Below are 18,047 nucleotides of genomic sequence, written 5' to 3'. Positions count from 1 at the left end.
ATCTAATTCCTGTCGTTAAACAATAATTTAACGATCATGCTAATTCATTAATAGTATATATCCCAACGGGCTAACTGCAGCTAAACCCGACTTTGCCGGGACAGGTTACGCCAACTCCAACGAACATTCCGCTGGTCAGTTACTTTTTACACGTGTAATTCATACACTTATTTTTGGATTTATCTCTTTTTTTTTGCACCTTAGGATCACGAGCCTTATCCACAACCTATAAAAACCACTTTTCATGCGAACCGAAAACCACCGTTCCGGATCAAGGCGTCGTTCTAAACAGGTTCTGAATGCACATGGAAAAATATTTCCTGCGATACTCAATACACTGAAAGAACCACTCTTTCTCTTTGATGATAAATTTAAAATGGCCTGGCACAACAAGGCTTGTAATGAATTGTATCAGTATGTTTCCGGAAAGCAACTGGATAGCAATTTTGATTTTAATGAATTACTTACCATAGAGCAACAACTTGTATTCAGAGATTACCTGGAAAAAGCACTGGGCGGAGAGCAGGCTCATTTTGAATGGAAATATATGCAGTCCATTACAAAATGGCTAAGCGTTTCATTATATCCGTTTATTGCAGATAACGGCGCTTTCGTTGGTATCTGTGGCAGCCTTCGTGATATTACTGACAAAAAAAAATCTTATGAGATTATAAGGGAGAACGAAGAGAAATACCGGACACTGGTAGAATCATTGAACGAAGGTGTCATTTTACAAACACTTGACAAGAAAGTATTGACTGTAAACAAAAGCGCAGAGCTCATATTGGACCTGCCAGCCGATGAGTTGATGGACAAAGGGTTTCCTTACCCCGGCTGGAAACTCCTGGATGAAAATGAAAAAGAAATACCCGGTGAAAGACTTTTTTATAAAAAAAATGGTAAAATAAATGCTGTTAAAAGTAAAAATATCGGCCTGCAGAAAACTGATCACATACAATGGCTGAGAGTGAGTGTATCCTGCGTCAGGAATTCTCAGAATAATGAACCTTATGCGCATGTCATTTCCTTTGAAGACATCACGGAACAAAAAAGAATTTCAAAGGAAATGGAAGTATTGTCAATGGTAGCCAGGGAAACCCTGAATGCAGTGATGATCTTACAACTTAGTGGAGAAGTGTTGTGGATCAACGAAGGATTTACCCGGCTTACTGGTTACCAGCCTGAAGAAATTCTCGGTGGAACTTCGGGGGAAATGTTGAACGGTCCGGAAACAGATATGCAAGTCCTGGAAGAAATGAAATATTGCAGGATAAATGGCCTTCCTTTTACTACGGAACATGTGATCTATACAAAGGAGGGCAAAAAGGTTTGGGCGAAAATAGAAGGGCAACCTATTAAAGATGAAAAAGGATCCATATCAAGGTTTTTTGTGATCGTAACCGATATTACTGAGGGGAAAAAGATAATGCAGGAAATGGAAGTGCTGTCATTGATAGCAAAGGAAACAACTAACGGTATAATAATTTTTGATAAGATTTCCAGTGAAGTTTTATGGATAAATGAAGGCTTCACCCGTCTTACGGGATTTCCGGCAAAAGATGTTATTGGTAAGAACCCCGTGCTGCTGTTACAGGGACCTGAAACAGATCAGCATACTTTGAAATACATGAGCAGGCAGATACAAAACAATTTATCTTATAATGGCGATCTGCTTATTTATGCAAAGGATGGCAGCAAAAGACTACACAACGTTACCGGGCAACCTATTAAAGACGCAAATGGGTTTGTCACCAAGTATTTTGCCATTTCCACCGATATCAGTGAACGGCACAGGCTGGAAGAAGAAAGGTTGCAAAAGGAAATTGAACAGCAAAAGGAAATAACCCGTGTAACATTACAAGCCAGGGAGGCCGAACGAAATGAATTGGGAAGGGAATTACATGACAATATTAACCAGATACTGGCGACTGTAAAATTGCAGTTATCTCATTGTCTCGAAAACTACAAAACCGGCAAACCGGTTATAGCAAATAGTCTTAAAAATATACAGGAAGCCATGGGGGAGATTCGCTCTTTATCCCACAAAATGGTTATGCCCCGGTTTTCAGAAAGTTGCCTGAAAGAAAAGCTACAGGGGCTGATTGCAAACTACACTTACCAACAAACTATTGAACTGGTGGCAAAGGAATGGGACGATAAAGGAATGCCTCCTGCCATTAAAGAAACTTTTTTCCGGATAGCTCAGGAGCAACTGAGCAACATACAAAAACATGCGAAGGCGAACAAGGTAGTGGTACAAATAAAAAAAGATCCGGGAGCTGTAGCTATGTCCATTGAAGACAATGGTATTGGTTTCAACACGAGGCAGAAAAGAAACGGGATTGGCCTTACCAATATTATCAACCGTGTAGAATCGTACAATGGGGCTGCCCAATTTATTTCTGCTCCCGGAAAAGGATGTATATTATCTGTTACGATCCCGCTACTATGATAATAATCCGGCCCGGTAAACAACGAGGTCAATAAATCTATTTTCTGGCCACTGGCTTAATTAGGTTACCTTGCAGATGACTGCCGACCCGTTCAATCAAACTTTTACCATGAAAGATTTTTTGGCAAGAACATTCAGGGGCTATCACTTTGAATTCACAAGAGTACTTTCTTCAAGTTTTGATCCCTGGTATCATATTTTAGTTCACCTGGCTGAAAGGGATATCAAATTTAGAATGCACAGTAATAAATCAGGCGAATGGAAAATAACCGAGGGACGTTTACCGGCCTTGCTCTATTCACTCGAGCCAGAATTTGCGGAACTAATACAATTGAATGAAAAACCGCCTGCTCCCGGCCACACCCGTTGATTCTCTTCTTTAGACTTCATTGTTCATAGGTAACAATACAGGTCAATATAAACGACTAAGCTGTTCTCCCCTTTCGGCAATACTCTCTCCTTCCTTTAGCAATCGCATCGCCATTCCCGTCAGTTGACGGTACGAAGCATGCTGTCGTTGACCATCATGCAAAACCCTGTATAATAAGGCCAGCACGGTGCTTCTTTCCAAATCCACAGCATCAGAATTTGCCGGATTACCATTCTTTGAAATATCTCTTTTTTGAAAGAATGGAGCTATCATGCGTTGTACATCAAGCTTATAGAAATGATTTGCCAATTATAATACCTACTCCATAATTTAAACCTTATTCGACGGAATAAAAAAACATATACATTTGCGTAATCAGTTACGTAAACAGTTACTATAAATGGAGTTTTTCAATCAACTCGGGAAAATGGCAATTGGCAGCCGCCTTCGCCTGCTTACAGATAAAATAACAACCGATGCTGCCGGCATTTACAAACTTTACAATATAGACTTACAACCGAAATGGTTTCCTGTTTTTCATGCTCTCTCACAGGAAAGTTTTACGATTACAGAGATTGCCCAGCAAATCGGGCATTCTCATCCCTCGGTTAGTAAAATCGTTACTGAAATGTCTAAGAAAGGTTTAATAACAGAAAAAAAGGATAAGCAAGACGGACGTAAGAATGTGATAAGCCTGTCAAAAAAAGGCAAGGAATTGACAGAGAAGATCAAAGAGCAGTATATGGATGTAACAAATGCAGTAGAAGCTATATCAGGTAATACACAACATGATCTTTGGAAAGCCATCGAAGAATGGGAATTTCTATTAAACCGCAAAAGCTTGTTTCAGTATGTACTGGAACAAAAGAAACAACGTGAAAGCAGAAAGGTAAAGATTGTACCGTACAAGCCAATCTACGCTGATGCTTTTAGAAAGCTTAATGAAGAGTGGATTACCACTTTTTTTAAAATGGAGAAAGCTGATTACAAAGCATTGGACCATCCTAAAGAGTATATTTTAGACAAGGGCGGCAAAATATTGGTGGCTTTATACGACGAAGAGCCCGTTGGTGTTTGCGCACTTATTAAAATGGACGACCCGTATTATGATTATGAACTGGCTAAAATGGCCGTATCTCCCAAAGTACAAGGCAAAAATATTGGCTGGCTATTGGGACAGGCGATCATTGAAAAGGCAAAATCGCTTGGCGCTAAAAAATTGTACCTGGAAAGTAATACTATTCTTAAGCCTGCCATTAACCTTTATTACAAATTAGGTTTTAAAAAAATTGCTGGCCATCCGACACCCTACGAACGCTGCAATATTCAAATGGCGCTTGAATTATAACACTTAAACTTTTATGCTTAAAAAGATGAGAAACATAGTAAAAAAAGAAGACGGTACTCCGAGACAATTTTTAGGAGTTGATTTTGTAGTTCTTTCCATTGGTAAAGAATCCATGGTAACAAAGATGATGTATAAGGCAACAGATTCAGTTCCTTTTCATAAACATCCGAACGAACAGAGTGGTTATGTTATTTCGGGTAAATACAAATTGAAATTTGGGGGAGAAGAATTTTTATTGTCTGAAGGAGATACCTATTCTATTCCTGCTAATATTGAACATTCTATTGAAATCATCGAAGCGGGTCAGGTTGTTGATGTCTTTACACCAATCAGGCAGGATTATCTATAGATTATAAGATCGAATATGAAACAAAACGGTCTGACAAAAATTACTCCTATAGAAGATCATGGAATTTTCCTTCTATTAAAACAGCGATAATTAAATCAAAATGAAAACAATCCCCATCAGGTCCATAAAGGCAACCCAAAAAGAGCCGGTTTTTTCCGGCAGCTTTAGCATCCGGGATCTGGGGGATCTGCTTGGCGGAAAAGACATGGTGCAGGAGCTTCACAGGCATGACTTTTTTTTCCTGCTTGTCCTAAAAAAAGGAACAGGTAGTCACGAGATTGACTTTACACCGTACAAAGTTTGTGACAATGCTGTTTTCCTGATGCGTCCCGGCCAGGTACATCAGCTCACCCTGCAAGCAGGAACTACGGGCTACCTCGTGGAATTTAAGCCGGATTTCTATTCTCCGCATGATAAGTCATCACTGCAGCTATTACGCAGGGCTGGTAACAGAAACTTTTATCAGCCGGATGACGATAGCCTCAGGAAGATACTTGCTGCATTAACTTCTATATTCCGGGAGTATTCCGGCAAACAGGAAAGCTACCAGCAGGTCATTAAAGCGAACCTGGATATTTTATTTATCGAACTGGTTCGCCAACATCATAAAGGCCCCCCAAATAATGTTAATCCTTACACGCAGGAACGCCTGGATGAATTGTTAGCACTGCTGGAGACGCATATTGCCGATTACAAACAAGTGTCACAATATGCTGCCAGGCTGAATCTTACCCCTTACCAGCTGAATGCTATTACCAAAGCAACACTCGGCAAAACCTGTTCAGCACTTATCGATGAACATATCATCCTGGAGGCCAAAAGATATCTTCTTGCAACAACTAACCAGGTAAACCAAATAGCCGATCACCTGGGTTACGAAGATGTTTCTTATTTTATCCGGTTTTTCAAAAAGCAAACGGGATATTCACCCGAGTCGTTCAGGCATAACTTTAGATAAATCCAATACAACTACATTTTTGTCCTATCGGACTACTTTCTTCTCCGGATATTTTTGCGAACAAATAAAACAATTGTTCAAAAAAAGCAACTAACATGAAACAGAGCATGATAATTTTTTTCTCCCACAGGGGAATGATTATTTGCGAGGTTCCATCCCGAAGCCAGTTCGGGACAAGTACTAGCCAAAAACAATAAAAAATAAACAGATGAAAACAAAAGCAAGATTAATCGCATCGTTAAAAATCTGGGTAGCCATCTATCCATCCATTACGCTGTTTCTTTATGTATTTGGTGAAGCATTATCCGTCCTGCCCTTGTATCAACGGACCTTGTTGCTGACACTGTCATTAGTTCCCTGGATAGTGTTTGTGGGTGTGCCTTTTTTAGATTCAATTGTCCGTTTGCTTTCATCAACGAAAGAAAAAAGATAATCTGGGATGCTAGCGATAATTTAATAAAGCCTATAAATCAGCAAAACATGAATGAACCCTGGATCGAACGATGGGATGAGCGATATCGTAAAGACGAATTTGCGTATGGCGAACAACCCAACAACTATTTAAAAGAGCAATTGGAGAAGTTAGCAATTGGGACAATACTTTTCCCAGCAGAAGGAGAAGGACGTAATGCAGTGTTTGCAGCCAAATTGGGCTGGACTGTTTCAGCGTTTGATATCAGCGCTGAAGGTAAAAAGAAAGCCGATCGGCTTGCAGCAACTAACAAAGTGACGATTGACTACCAGGTTGGCGAATTACCAGCATTGAATTATAGCGCCGGACAATTTGACGCTATTGCACTCATCTATGCACATTTTCCGGCACACAGTAAATCACTATACCACCGGATGCTTGACAAATATTTGCGTAAGAACGGCATAGTTATTTTTGAAGCGTTTAGTAAAAGGCATATCGACTACGTCTCTAAAAACGAAAAGGTTGGCGGACCAAAAGAGATAGCAATGTTATTCTCCATTGACGAATTAAAGTCGGACTTTGCCAACTATGAAATCATAGAATTAGCAGAGAAAGAAATTGAGTTGAGTGAAGGACTGTTTCATAACGGGAAAGGTTCGGTAATAAGATTTGTCGGGCGAAAAAAATAATTATCGCTGCCATCGGGTTTTGTGCAAGTGGGGGCTTGTCGTAGCGATCGAATCGCTTTTCTGCTTATATTGGTATTCCCATAAGTATAGAAAATGAAAATAGTAATTTCAATACTCGGTCTTCTGAATGGCGCATACATGCTGCTTGATGGAATATTTGTACTGCTTAAGGGTAAATATATCGGGCCTGAAAAACCCGGCCCCTGGGCAAATCTTTTTTACAAACTTAACATTGACGTTTTTAAGCTGGGTCCGCTATTTATAGTGTTTGGATTACTTTGGCTGACTTGGCTTTACAGCTTATGGACCAATCAAAGTTGGACACATCCGTTTGGAATTGTGCTGAGTATTCTCACACTTTGGTATTTGCCGGTCGGAACAATTTTCTCACTCATTATTTTACTGGCGCTAATCTTTGCCCAACAAAAGCCCGGATGAACGGTTATTGAATTCTCCGTCTGTGATGCTGTTCCGATAAAATAACATCCCGGTCAGTCATTCTCATTAAGGCGGCATTACTGTGGTTCTAACGTAGCAGGTACAGCAATGCCGCTTTTATACATCTTGCTGAACGAGATCAAAGATTTGTGGCTTTGCTTTTTTGGATTCAGGAAAATTTAAAAATATCCATGCATGTGCCATGTCTTCATATTCATAATAGTCAACTGTGATACTTAAGAAAGTCACAACAGGACCAAAAGACGGGGATTTCAATTGTTGTAACCTTTGGCATCTTAATTATAATTCTATCCGGATTTCTGTATTGGATTGCAAGTACTGTCCGGTCGTAAGGCTGCTCCACGACACAATTACTAATCAAATACATAGAACACCAAATTTTATACTTTTTATACTGTTTGAATATCAATATATTTATCGTAACGATTGCGCACGCCATATATTAAATGATTTAAAGGCTCAATAGTATATAGCATGGAAGATGTGCGCCTCTCCCAATCCGACAATAATAAAAACTGGAAACGCTGGGGGCCTTACCTGTCCGAACGACAGTGGGGTACCGTCCGGGAAGATTATAGCCCAGAAGGAAATGCATGGGGTTTCGTGAACCACGATCTGGCACGCAGCTATGCTTACCGCTGGGGCGAGGAAGCCATTGCCGGCTTTTGCGACAGCGATCAAGTGCTATGCCTGGCTCCTGCTTTCTGGAATGGAAATGATACCATTTTAAAAGAACGGCTTTTTGGACTCACCAATAATGAAGGCAATCACGGTGAAGATGTCAAGGAATTGTATTTCCATTTGGATTCTTCGCCTACGCATTCGTATTGCAAATTTTTGTACAAGTACCCGCACAAAGCCTATCCTTATCTCGAACTATTACAGCAAAACAAGAAAGGCCGCCATAGTCCCGAACACGAATTGCTCGACACCGGCATCTTTAACGAACATCGTTATTTTGATTGCTACATCGAATATGCAAAGAATGATATCAATGATATACTCCTGAAGATTACGGTGTATAACCGCGGACCGGAACCGGCTGTCATTCATGTGCTCCCCCATCTTTGGTTTCGTAATTTCTGGAATCATAACGGCCGGTTCAGTAAACCAAAAATTGTATCGGTTTCAACCAACTGCCTGCAAAGCACATCAAGCCGTAGCGGCAATTTTTTCTTTTACCACCAGGGTGGTGAACAATTATTTTGTGATAACGAAACCAACAACGAACGAATGTATCACCGGCCCAATGAGGCGGCCTATGTGAAAGACGGAATCAACAACTACGTGGTTAACGGCGAGGATACCATCAATCCTAAAAAAGAAGGCACCAAAGCCGCTATTTGGTTAAAGCAAGAAATAGCAGCAGGCGGAAAGGCAGTCTATAAACTTCGCCTGAGCAAAACAGAACTGGATGCCCCCTGGGTTGATTTCGATACAATCGTTGCAAAACGATTGATCGAAACCAATCATTATTACGAAAAATTAACACCCAAAAAATTATCGGGCCAGCATCGCTCATTATTGCGCAGTTCCGTCGGCGGCTTACTATGGACAAAACAATTTTATTACCTCGACGTGTTTAAATGGCTGTTTGGCGAACCCCATGAGAAGCCACCTTTCCGGCATCAGAAACGAAATTTTGACTGGCAACATCTCACCTGCCGCAATATCATTGCGATGCCCGATAAATGGGAGTATCCCTGGTTTGCCGCCTGGGATCTTGCCTTTCATGCAGCCACCTTTATCCATGTAGATCCATTTTTTGCGAAGCAACAATTGTTGCTCGTGCTGCGGGAATATTATATGCATCCGAATGGACAGATTCCTGCTTACGAATGGAATTTCAGTGATGTTAATCCACCCGTACATGCCTGGAGTGTGTGGTATGTGTTTGAAGCGGATAAGAAAAAAACAGGCACTCCCGACTGGGACTTTTTGGAAAGAGCTTTTCAAAAACTGTTGATGAACTTTACCTGGTGGGTAAACCGGAAAGATGCCAGCGGTACCGATATATTTGAAGGTGGTTTCCTTGGCCTGGATAATATCGGTGTATTCGACCGCAATCATATGCCACCCGGCATCCGAAAATTGCAGCAAGCGGATGCTACCAGCTGGATGGCGATGTATGCCATCAATATGTTGCGCATCTCGCTGGAGTTGGCACAGCATAATAAGGCCTACGAAGAATCGGCGGCAAAATTTTTCCGGCATTTTCTGAATATCGGCTGGGCCATGCATCATATCGGCAAAAAGGATATTTCGCTATGGGATGACCAGGATGCTTTTTATTACGACGCCATTCAGTTTGAAAATGGAACAAGCCAGCGATTGCGCATCCGTTCGCTGATAGGCATTATTCCTTTGCTGGCCGTAGAGATCATGCACAAAAGCATTTTTGATAACCTGCGGGAGTTTAATACCCGGTTGGAGGTGATCAGGCTTACCCGGCCAGATCTGACCCGCATCATTTCCGATATTGAAAAAAAGAATAAGGATGACAATTATCTCTTTGCCATTATGATCGGTGACAGGCTCGAGCACCTGTTGAAACGCCTGTTGGATGAAGCGGAGTTTTTATCAGACTATGGAATCCGATCCTTGTCAAAATGCTACCAGGATAAACCCTATGAGTTCGGCTACCAGGGCAGCAACTATGTGATCCAGTATGAACCCGGCGAAAGTTCCAGCGCCATGTTTGGCGGCAATTCGAATTGGCGCGGCCCCATTTGGTTTCCGTTGAATTATTTGATCATTCATGCCATCCGAAAATATTATACCTATTATGGCGATGCTTACACCTTTGAATTTCCGGCCCGGTCAGGCAATAAGCTTACGCTGAAACAAATTGCCAATCAACTGACCAAAAGGCTCTTGAAAATTTTTGAACAGAATGACAAAGGACAATTTCAATATCATGCACCTCATCATTCCCATTGGACAGATGATCATTTCAAAGAACATCACCTGTTCTATGAATTTTTTCATGGTGATACCGGCCAGGGTTTGGGAGCGTCGCATCAAACGGGATGGACGGCGCTGGTAGCTAATTTGTTATTGGAGATGGATGAGGAGGAGTAGTTGATTTGTTTTAACAACCCTTATTTGCTGACGGTGAAATTTTGAATAGCAAATCTTATAGTATAAATTAACGTGTTGGCTGCAACACTTTTCGCCCATGCAAAAATATTTATCTATCCTATTTGGCCTGACAGTTACTTTCTTAAATGTTGTTGGACAAACTCAAACAAAAAGGGAAATTAAGGAGGCCTGGAAAAATATTCCTTTAAATATTGAAGAATGTATAAACAGGCTTGATATAATTTATTCTGACTCCGCCAAAATATACTTTGCAAGCAAAGACGAAGCAAAAGCGGTATCGGAATTTAACATGATGCAAGGAGTGTCAATTCGTAACAACTGGAACCTTTGGACAGGCTCTGAGCTTTCCAAATATTTCAACAGTTATAGTGTCTATCATCCGGAGGACATGACCTATTTTATCTTTACATCTTATCACAGAAAATTAAACAACCAACCTATCGACTTCGAGGGACAAATAACTGAATATTTTGCTTTAATCAAACGACTAAAAGCTAACCCTCCAAAACCAACCGATAATTTTAATACCGGTGACACTGTTGTTGCAAATCGCTTCGAATCAAATGGCATAATTAAAGATATGCTTGGAAAACAACGCGGTTACGAAATTACCGCACTCGTTCAGGCCATCGACACTACTAGTCAAAAATTTAACTAACCATTTTAGAAATGAGAAGTACCACTACCAAAGACAAAGGGGAAGTAGCCCAACTAAGCTTTAACAAACAACTCATTTCAAAAGGTTCTGAACTTTGGACTGATGTAACTCGGTGGAGAAAGAAAGGCCAAATAATTCAACTTCATATTGAACAATAGTGCTGCGGAAACAGCGAGGTTTTGCGTCAGCGGGGAGTGGCGAATAAATCCTCACCTTAGTGCTACTATCAGCTGCATATCAAGCTGACGGAACACAGGTGAGCTATAGAATATGCTCTCAGCTTTTGTATCTTCGATCGGAAAAACAAAGAATAAAAGGATTGCTTCCGAATTGTGTAATTCACTTCTGACAAATCCAGTATTGCCAACAGCTGGGTCATGCAACGAAACCTGGCAAGCGGCTGTCATTCGGGTTGCGAATAATCAATACACAAAAGAACAGTATTTTTGACCCGCTTTACGCAGCAGGTCATTCGCCTGTTTTTAAGATGTACCTTATTTTATAAACAATAACGATAATGTCACAAAAAATGAAACCCAATATCTTAGGATGGAGTTGTACAATGATCGCAGCAGTTCTTGTATTGACCGGATGTTTAAAATCTCCTGACAACATCACCCAGCAGCCTGCTACGGCCTATGTTTCAATTATGCATCTTGCACCCACGGCACCTTCCCTTGATGTTTTTTTTAATGATACCAAAGTGTCCAATGCTGCCTTTGCTCCGGGAACTGTCACCACGGGTTATAATGCCGTAGAGAAAGGCGCTTTTGCGGTAATATTTAAAAAAGCGGCCTCGGATAGCATCGTTGCATCTATATCACCGGCGCAATATGATTCGCTCAATTATTATACGTTGCTGATTTATAACCAGCAGGCAGGCGGCGCGGCAAGCGCCACCCGCATCAGGGATGATTTTTCGACGTTGACAAACGATAAAGCGTATTATCGTTTCTTTCATACCAGTCCCAACACAGATGCTGTGGATATCTATATCGATAATGTAAAAGTGCAGAGCAATCGTATGCTGGCCGATAACACCGGCTATGACGTATTGAATAAATTTTCAGCCACTACTTCCACAACCCATGACATACAGGTCAAGCTGGCCGGCACCGAAACAGTGATTGCCAGCCTCACGTATGTAGACTTGCAGCCGGGCAATGCCTATACTTTTTATTTAAAAGGACTGGAAGGCGGCACTGGCGCCAACCAGTTATCGATCGGGTTACTGCGGGCTAATTAAAGGAGGACCGCTACCACCATGTTTTAACCTACTTTTTTTTAGCAACACAAACCTGGAAATGCGGCAAATCATTTTGCCGCATACTCTTTTTTCCCTTTTGTGTCCATAATGTATTGAGCCAAACTGGCGCCAACCTTCAGTCCGGTTTCGTTGTCCGTCTGAAAATGAATGCCTGCATAAAATCTTGAGTCCGCACACTCCTGTGCCCTGGCTCTGAAGAAGGCAGCATCGGCCGGGAAAAAAGATGAAAGTATACCGGCCGCCGTAGCCGAGGCTGTGGCGTGACCGGAAGGATAACCGGGAAAAGGCGGTGTTTCAACTAATGGCGTATAAGTGGTGTCGTATTGAAAAGGCCGTATTCCCCAATAGGCATATTTGGCATCCATAATGACGATGGCTGCTTCATGAAATGCTACATGAAGCAACGTATATAGCCGGGCACATTCCGGTGTATTTCTGTCGAGCCGGTACTCAAATATTTTTTTGCTGGCAAGATCCGTCCAAAAATCCAGCCCGCTGAGGGCATGCCAGCGAAGGGCCTGCTCATCTGTTTTAAAATTTCTTTTAAACTCTTTAAGTGCACGCATGTCCTTTGCAAAATCCGGCGGTGCCGGCGGCCTGAACTGGTCAGGAGATTTCAGTACAAGAGGTTTGAAGCCTGCCACATTGATACCAACAGGATGAGGTCCACGCCATAGCCCCGGATCGCTGGGCATAGTGCCATTCCATACTTTATCCGATCCATCTTTTTTGGCTTCTTCAATCACAATAGCCGCCACTTGTTCGCCAAGTTTCCATCCGGCCGACACATCGCTGGGAAACTGTACCCCTGCGTAAACTCTTGACTGCGCCGCTTCATTCGCCAGTTTCAATATTGAATCAGCTTTCTCAGGAAAAAAATAAGCAAGTACATATGCGGCCGCGGCTGCTGTCACGGAATGTTCGCATGGATATGAAGGCGTGGCTGGAGCTGCAATTACCGGTTTTAACGAAGGGCTGGTTTCACCCGGACGTTTTCGCTGGTAATTGTATTTTGCTTTCCAGGCTGCAACAGTAGCATCGTAAATGGCCATATTCATCCAGGCAGCAGGCTCACGGGTAAAAGCATTAAAATTTTCAAAAGTGATGAGTTGACAAGCTATTTCATTCCAACGGTACGACGGAGCACCTGCATCCCAGTACTGTATCCGGCCCAATACCTTCTCATCCTGCTTTGTCATTTTATCCTTTATTTCTGCCAGCTCTTTTTGTGTTTGCGTTTTATCCGGCGGAGCGGCAACACTCACCTGGTTTATGTCTTTGAGCACCCAGGTTTTCCAATGAGAAACATTCCTGGAAGATTGTGAAAAGGCATAAAAAAAGACTCCGGAAAATAAAATGCTTAAAACCGGTTTTGCTATCATAAAAACGAATCGACAAGGGGTATACATGGCTTAAGGTTTTTGTTATTTAAAAAATAGCCGCAAGAAGAACTTCGTCAAATGAAAAGGGAGAATGATGGTTACACAAAGCTATTTTCAATACACGGAAATGGATACGCTTTGCAGTTCAAAAATTTTACCGTAGAGTTCAATATTCCGGGTCAGGATAGAGAGATACTGTTGGCAAAAAATTGTTTCCTGTATTGCAATGGAGATTGACCGAATTGTTTCTTGAATACTTTGTCAAAATGGGCGATGTTTTTAAATCCGCTTTCCTGTGCCACGTCCATCACCTGCATACCAGATTGTCTTAAAAGTTTTGCCGCAGCACCCAGTCTTTTCTCCAGCAGCCAACGTCCGGGTGAATGGCCAAACCTCGCCTGGAAATCCCTTTTAAATGTAGATAAACTCCGGTGACAAAGCCGTGCATATTCCTGTAACCGCAGATTATAAAGACAATTAGTTTCCATAATCTCCTGCAGATCGTCCATACCGGTCATTGCCAGCCGGTAGAAATAAGCTGCTAGTTCCCTGTTTTCCTTATTGGTGATAATATGAAGCAATAGCTCTTTGAATTTTAATTCCACCAGGTTTTCGGGAGGTTGCGTGGTCGATGAAAAATAGGCAAGCACCGATTGATAAAATGCTTCCATGACCTCTGTCGTATGCACTGGCAGCACCTTCTGTGCTGAAAGCAGTGCCAGGTCGACAGGAGGAAAGAGGGCTATATTTTCTCTGACAAAGGAACAAATGTATTTGTCGGGAACATAAAACATCAATGCACAAAAACTATCATCGTCTACTCTTTCTATTCCCAGTCCTCCTTTCTTTACGAACATAGTGGAACCGGCTTTTAAATGCCACTCATGTTCACGACTGTACAGGTTGTGTCGCCCGGTCATCACATAAATAAAAACATTATGCTCCGCCCACTCCTCCCCTTTTGTAAACTCAGGAGGACATTCATTGATCAGAAATAATAAATCTTTACAGGAAAATTGCTTAAGCTGTTCCGGGTGGGCTCTTACATGGTCGTAGAAGTTTAGCATAACACCGGCTTAATTGCTTATACTAAGTTAAAAAAATGGCCGTAAATAGCCGCCCTTTTGCAGCAGTTGAACTTTCTTGCCTGACCGTTTCACCGCTATCAAATTGTTAGCCTGCATTTAATTTCCCGATAATTAATAAAATCCCCTGAAACTGTAAGAAATTCATTGCGCAGGCGACTAATGTATAAAGCCACAAACCCGGATGGAAAACAAATTCATTGAACTGGTCAACGATTACAGGGCATTAATATTTAAAGTATGCAATTTATACTGCCGTGATCCCGAGAGTTGCAAGGACCTGTTCCAGGAAGTAGTGTTACAACTTTGGAAATCGTATGCCGGCTTCAGACATGAGTCCGCCAATAGTACCTGGATCTATAAGGTGGCACTCAATACTGCTATCTCCAATCTCCGTAAGGAAAACCGAAGCCTGCACAAAAAGCCCCTTGACCTGGAAGAATTGGAGATACCGGATCTTTCAATTGCAACTGATGAAAATGAAAGCAGGATGTTGTTGCATCAGGCCATCGACAGGTTATCGGAAATAGAAAAAGCCATCATCCTGTTGTACCTCGATGAAAAGAGTTATGATGAGATTAGTGAGATCATCGGTATTTCCACCAGCAATGTGGGTGTCCGGCTCAATCGAATAAAAAATAAATTAAATAAAACCATTAAAACAAATTAATATGACCATTGAAGAATTAAAAGGCGCATGGCAGCAATACAATCAAAATCTTTTGTTTTCGCAACGGCTGAATGATCGCCTTATCCTGAGTATGCTGAAAGAAAGATCCCGGTCAAGGGTATCGGGAATCAGGCGGGAAAACTGGCTCTATATGATATGGATGACTTTCATACTTGTATTCCTGGGCGGAGTTTTTGCCGGCAATCCTTTTGATTTCACTCATACATGGCAATACATACCTTATGGTGTATTGGCAGTGGGTGTGATCCTGGCCATCATCTCGCTGGTCAACAGCCTTCGAAACTTTACAGTCGATATAAACAAAGCCGACCTTGGAACTTTCCTAAAGAGAACCATTGAAGAGTATGAGAAAAACAAAAAAATACAAACCGCATTTGGCATCATTATGTTACTGGCGGGCATTTCAACTGTATTCTCTTTTTTACCAAAAAAATTGGAGCATAAGGAGCTATGGCCGGCATTGGGAGAAACGGCATTGATGATCGGTATAATCTTTCTTATTTATTTCCTGGCTTTTAAATTCGGAGCGTTTAAAAACAGGAAAAAAGAGGCTTTTGAAAATGATCTGAAAGAGCTGAATGAACTAAAGGCGCTTTCTTCAGAACTGGGAGAACAGGCAACCAGCTAAGCAATCCGTTCTTTCTCATAATATTTTCTTAACCCGATCTTGTCGAGCATTTGCCAATAGCGTTCGTCTGGCTGGAATAGTTGGTTTAGCGGGTAGCGAAGAGCATACACAATACTGCCGAGCCGCTTTTCATAACAGGCATTGAGATAGTAAAATGCTTTATCCAGATCGCCAAGCGCCGCATAGCTCGTAGCCAGGTCGCTATCCAGGGATATTTTCGAATCTGCTTCGGCGCGGCGATGCAATTGCTCCAGGTAAGGATAAGCTTCTTCTTTTCTGCCAAGAAGGCTAAGAGCGATGATGTACCCGGTAACGCCCTTACCCGGTTGATTGACTGCCCGGCGAATCTGGTCCCAATAGTCAAGAGATTTTTCAAAGTCTCCTTTAGCCTGGTACACCAAAGCCAGTTTCTCCAAAGGTGTACGCCAGGCAGGATCCATTTCACTCGTCTTCATCAGTTGCTCCCCGGCCTCGTCAAACCGGCGTGCATACAGCAACACTTCGCCAAGCTGGTTGTTTTTCATCAATGATAAAGGATCAGCCTGTAGTGCCAGCCTGGCTTGCTCTACCATGAGCTGCTTGTCGTTGATAATGGCATAATAATGTGAAGCCACATAATGCACATCGGAAGAATTGGGTGCAATCTGGAAAGCCTTCCGGATATTGGAATAAGCATCATCGAAGTTAAACTCAAAATACAATTGCAGCATGGCCATGCTCAGGAACGATTGCGGTAACTGGCTGTTATACTGAATGGCATTGCGTGAGGCTGCCCTTACTTTATCAATCACCATCGCTGGGTTCACATGACCGATAGAGGCCAGTGCTGTATAAGAGGTGGCTATCATTGCATGGGCATTCGCAAAAGAACTGTCCAATGAAACAGCCTGGTCAAAAAATTGTATGGCCTTATAATAATCAGCAGGCGTTGCTTTGTTGAAGAAAAATAAACCTTTCAGGTAAAGCTGGTACGCTTCGATATTGGTAGAAGGCTCTGTTGTTTCCACCGGCTTGCCCATCATTTGTTCCCGCATCCGGTTACAAATGATGCCGGCAATTTCGTCCTGCAATTCGAAAATATCGTCGAGATGCCTGTCAAATGTTTCAGACCATAGCTGGTAACCATCCGAGGTGTTCACCAGTTCCGCCGTGATACGAACCCTGCTGCCTGCTTTACGTACACTTCCTTCCAGCACTTTGCTAACGTTAAGGGTCTTGCCTATTTCCCGCACATCCTGGTTCTTTCCTTTAAAACTAAAGCAGGACGTACGGCAAGTTAATTGTATACCATCAATTTTAGAAAGTACATTAATCAATTCTTCTGTAATGCCATCACTGAAGTATTCATTGTCGGCATCATTACTCATGTTCACAAAAGGCAACACGGCCAGTTTGTTTTTTGTACCGGCTGTCTTGCCCTCGAGATCAGCTGGCTTCGGCACTGCGATTCCTTCGTTGGCAATGGCAAAAACTTCTACCGTTCTCGACACATTTTTCAGGCTAAATAGGCCCATCGAAACGGTACGGATACCGGACTGGTTTTTTATTTCATCAAATACTTTGTCGGAGATAAAAACGGAACCTGCTACTCCAAGTGATTCTATCCTGGAAGCAAGGTTTACCCCGTCTCCATACACGCCGCTATCATCAATGGTAATATCACCGATATGGATACCGATACGCAGTGGCACCTGCGGAGGTTTGCAAAAAACCTGTTGCATTGATACGGCTGCCTGAACCGCATGGATGGCACTGCTAAAAATGCTGAGGGTGCCGTCGCCATAATACTGGATGATCTTACCGCTATAACCGGCCATTGTTTTTTCAAACACTTCGCGGTGATGGTTGCGACGTTCAATAGCCGCCTGCTCATCTTTTTGCATGAGTGCAGTATACCCTTCGATGTCGGTAAACATAATGGCAGCTAATTGGCGGGTGGCATCCATAACGGTATTAAAAATAAATAAAAATACTTAGGCTATCACCGGCAGGACCAAATCGCCGGCACCAACTAAACCTATTCCCCGGGTTGGTTAGAGATCCTAATGCCCATAGGTCTCCACATGCGTATAGGTTACACCATTTTCTATAAAGATGGAATTGTTGATATTAACTTGAAAAAGAAAGGACCAACCGCATTAAATCTGTTGTTTCAGCAGTTAAAAACGGAGACTTATTAGAGCTTTCTCTACAT

17 protein-coding genes are annotated in these 18,047 nt (G+C 42.1%); 13 read left to right on the top strand and 4 right to left on the bottom strand.

Translation table 11 applies throughout. The features are described 5' to 3' along the window. Positions 1 to 244: 244 nt before the first annotated feature. Positions 245 to 2,452 (top strand): PAS domain-containing sensor histidine kinase, encoded by a 2,208-nt coding sequence (locus tag P2W73_RS07680; protein WP_276501423.1) that lies wholly within the window; start codon positions 245 to 247, stop codon positions 2,450 to 2,452. A 109-nt stretch (positions 2,453 to 2,561) separates the two neighbouring features. After that, positions 2,562 to 2,822 carry a hypothetical protein gene (locus P2W73_RS07675; RefSeq protein ID WP_276501422.1) on the top strand — a complete coding sequence of 87 codons (261 nt, stop codon included), beginning with the start codon at positions 2,562 to 2,564 and terminating at the stop codon, positions 2,820 to 2,822. Positions 2,823 to 2,864: 42 nt separating this feature from the next. On the opposite strand, the gene P2W73_RS07670 is transcribed toward P2W73_RS07675, so the two are convergent. Further along, positions 2,865 to 3,095 carry a hypothetical protein gene (locus P2W73_RS07670; protein WP_276501421.1) on the bottom strand — a complete coding sequence of 77 codons (231 nt, stop codon included), beginning with the start codon at positions 3,093 to 3,095 and terminating at the stop codon, positions 2,865 to 2,867. Between the two features lie 127 nt (positions 3,096 to 3,222). Between P2W73_RS07670 and P2W73_RS07665 the strand changes: the two genes are divergently transcribed. From P2W73_RS07665 to P2W73_RS07625, 9 genes are all read left to right on the top strand, one after another. After that, positions 3,223 to 4,170 (top strand): bifunctional helix-turn-helix transcriptional regulator/GNAT family N-acetyltransferase, encoded by a 948-nt coding sequence (locus P2W73_RS07665; RefSeq protein WP_276501420.1) that lies wholly within the window; start codon positions 3,223 to 3,225, stop codon positions 4,168 to 4,170. A gap of 25 nt (positions 4,171 to 4,195) precedes the next feature. Further along, on the top strand, positions 4,196 to 4,519 hold the full coding sequence (locus tag P2W73_RS07660) for a cupin domain-containing protein (RefSeq protein WP_276501419.1): 324 nt from the start codon (positions 4,196 to 4,198) through the stop codon (positions 4,517 to 4,519). A gap of 100 nt (positions 4,520 to 4,619) precedes the next feature. After that, a complete protein-coding gene (locus tag P2W73_RS07655; protein ID WP_276501418.1) occupies positions 4,620 to 5,477 on the top strand; it encodes an AraC family transcriptional regulator in 858 nt (285 codons plus the stop codon). Between the two features lie 208 nt (positions 5,478 to 5,685). After that, positions 5,686 to 5,910: a putative antibiotic biosynthesis monooxygenase gene (locus P2W73_RS07650; protein ID WP_276501417.1), complete on the top strand. Its 225-nt coding sequence runs from the start codon at positions 5,686 to 5,688 to the stop codon at positions 5,908 to 5,910. A 47-nt stretch (positions 5,911 to 5,957) separates the two neighbouring features. After that, positions 5,958 to 6,581: a class I SAM-dependent methyltransferase gene (locus P2W73_RS07645; protein WP_276501416.1), complete on the top strand. Its 624-nt coding sequence runs from the start codon at positions 5,958 to 5,960 to the stop codon at positions 6,579 to 6,581. Positions 6,582 to 6,674: 93 nt separating this feature from the next. After that, positions 6,675 to 7,019: a hypothetical protein gene (locus P2W73_RS07640; protein ID WP_276501415.1), complete on the top strand. Its 345-nt coding sequence runs from the start codon at positions 6,675 to 6,677 to the stop codon at positions 7,017 to 7,019. Between the two features lie 495 nt (positions 7,020 to 7,514). Further along, the gene (locus P2W73_RS07635; protein WP_276501414.1) at positions 7,515 to 10,121 is read left to right on the top strand and encodes an MGH1-like glycoside hydrolase domain-containing protein; all 2,607 of its coding nucleotides are present in this window, start codon (positions 7,515 to 7,517) and stop codon (positions 10,119 to 10,121) included. A gap of 97 nt (positions 10,122 to 10,218) precedes the next feature. Continuing rightward, complete coding sequence (locus P2W73_RS07630) at positions 10,219 to 10,800, top strand: DUF6794 domain-containing protein (RefSeq protein ID WP_276501413.1); 582 nt, start codon at positions 10,219 to 10,221, stop codon at positions 10,798 to 10,800. Positions 10,801 to 11,329: 529 nt separating this feature from the next. Further along, positions 11,330 to 12,046, top strand: coding sequence for a DUF4397 domain-containing protein (locus tag P2W73_RS07625; protein WP_276501412.1), 717 nt, complete (start codon positions 11,330 to 11,332; stop codon positions 12,044 to 12,046). Positions 12,047 to 12,114: 68 nt separating this feature from the next. Here P2W73_RS07625 and P2W73_RS07620 read toward each other — a convergent pair whose 3' ends face one another. Together P2W73_RS07620 and P2W73_RS07615 are read right to left on the bottom strand one after the other, a co-directional pair. Beyond that, positions 12,115 to 13,476 carry a phosphatase PAP2 family protein gene (locus P2W73_RS07620; protein ID WP_276501411.1) on the bottom strand — a complete coding sequence of 454 codons (1,362 nt, stop codon included), beginning with the start codon at positions 13,474 to 13,476 and terminating at the stop codon, positions 12,115 to 12,117. 152 nt (positions 13,477 to 13,628) lie between these two features. After that, entirely contained in the window at positions 13,629 to 14,516 is an 888-nt protein-coding gene (locus P2W73_RS07615; RefSeq protein ID WP_276501410.1) for a helix-turn-helix domain-containing protein, read from the bottom strand. A gap of 202 nt (positions 14,517 to 14,718) precedes the next feature. On the opposite strand from P2W73_RS07615, the gene P2W73_RS07610 reads away from it, so the two are divergent. Both P2W73_RS07610 and P2W73_RS07605 read left to right on the top strand, forming a co-directional pair. Next, entirely contained in the window at positions 14,719 to 15,204 is a 486-nt protein-coding gene (locus tag P2W73_RS07610; RefSeq protein WP_276501409.1) for an RNA polymerase sigma factor, read from the top strand. Position 15,205: 1 nt separating this feature from the next. Continuing rightward, positions 15,206 to 15,853, top strand: coding sequence for a hypothetical protein (locus tag P2W73_RS07605; protein WP_276501408.1), 648 nt, complete (start codon positions 15,206 to 15,208; stop codon positions 15,851 to 15,853). On the opposite strand, the gene P2W73_RS07600 is transcribed toward P2W73_RS07605, so the two are convergent. Beyond that, positions 15,850 to 17,799 (bottom strand): adenylate/guanylate cyclase domain-containing protein, encoded by a 1,950-nt coding sequence (locus tag P2W73_RS07600; protein WP_276501407.1) that lies wholly within the window; start codon positions 17,797 to 17,799, stop codon positions 15,850 to 15,852. The genes P2W73_RS07605 and P2W73_RS07600 overlap by 4 nt on opposite strands. Positions 17,800 to 18,047 lie beyond the last annotated feature (248 nt).

It is taken from the genome of Terrimonas pollutisoli (assembly GCF_029360765.1).
In the GTDB taxonomy this organism is placed as follows: Bacteria; Bacteroidota; Bacteroidia; order Chitinophagales; family Chitinophagaceae; genus Terrimonas_B; species Terrimonas_B pollutisoli.
This window is presented reverse-complemented; position numbering and strand designations above follow the sequence as displayed.

What these genes read in the sequence shown, in the direction of transcription:
- P2W73_RS07620 (WP_276501411.1), bottom strand. Translation starts at nt 13,476, where the DNA reads ATGTATACCCCTTGTCGATTCGTTTTTATGATAGCAAAACCGGTTTTA.
- P2W73_RS07655 (WP_276501418.1), top strand. Translation starts at nt 4,620, where the DNA reads ATGAAAACAATCCCCATCAGGTCCATAAAGGCAACCCAAAAAGAGCCG.
- P2W73_RS07635 (WP_276501414.1), top strand. Translation starts at nt 7,515, where the DNA reads ATGGAAGATGTGCGCCTCTCCCAATCCGACAATAATAAAAACTGGAAA.
- P2W73_RS07630 (WP_276501413.1), top strand. Translation starts at nt 10,219, where the DNA reads ATGCAAAAATATTTATCTATCCTATTTGGCCTGACAGTTACTTTCTTA.
- P2W73_RS07645 (WP_276501416.1), top strand. Translation starts at nt 5,958, where the DNA reads ATGAATGAACCCTGGATCGAACGATGGGATGAGCGATATCGTAAAGAC.
- P2W73_RS07675 (WP_276501422.1), top strand. Translation starts at nt 2,562, where the DNA reads ATGAAAGATTTTTTGGCAAGAACATTCAGGGGCTATCACTTTGAATTC.
- P2W73_RS07650 (WP_276501417.1), top strand. Translation starts at nt 5,686, where the DNA reads ATGAAAACAAAAGCAAGATTAATCGCATCGTTAAAAATCTGGGTAGCC.
- P2W73_RS07615 (WP_276501410.1), bottom strand. Translation starts at nt 14,516, where the DNA reads ATGCTAAACTTCTACGACCATGTAAGAGCCCACCCGGAACAGCTTAAG.
- P2W73_RS07640 (WP_276501415.1), top strand. Translation starts at nt 6,675, where the DNA reads ATGAAAATAGTAATTTCAATACTCGGTCTTCTGAATGGCGCATACATG.
- P2W73_RS07670 (WP_276501421.1), bottom strand. Translation starts at nt 3,095, where the DNA reads ATGATAGCTCCATTCTTTCAAAAAAGAGATATTTCAAAGAATGGTAAT.
- P2W73_RS07680 (WP_276501423.1), top strand. Translation starts at nt 245, where the DNA reads ATGCGAACCGAAAACCACCGTTCCGGATCAAGGCGTCGTTCTAAACAG.
- P2W73_RS07605 (WP_276501408.1), top strand. Translation starts at nt 15,206, where the DNA reads ATGACCATTGAAGAATTAAAAGGCGCATGGCAGCAATACAATCAAAAT.
- P2W73_RS07625 (WP_276501412.1), top strand. Translation starts at nt 11,330, where the DNA reads ATGAAACCCAATATCTTAGGATGGAGTTGTACAATGATCGCAGCAGTT.
- P2W73_RS07660 (WP_276501419.1), top strand. Translation starts at nt 4,196, where the DNA reads ATGAGAAACATAGTAAAAAAAGAAGACGGTACTCCGAGACAATTTTTA.
- P2W73_RS07665 (WP_276501420.1), top strand. Translation starts at nt 3,223, where the DNA reads ATGGAGTTTTTCAATCAACTCGGGAAAATGGCAATTGGCAGCCGCCTT.
- P2W73_RS07600 (WP_276501407.1), bottom strand. Translation starts at nt 17,799, where the DNA reads ATGGATGCCACCCGCCAATTAGCTGCCATTATGTTTACCGACATCGAA.
- P2W73_RS07610 (WP_276501409.1), top strand. Translation starts at nt 14,719, where the DNA reads ATGGAAAACAAATTCATTGAACTGGTCAACGATTACAGGGCATTAATA.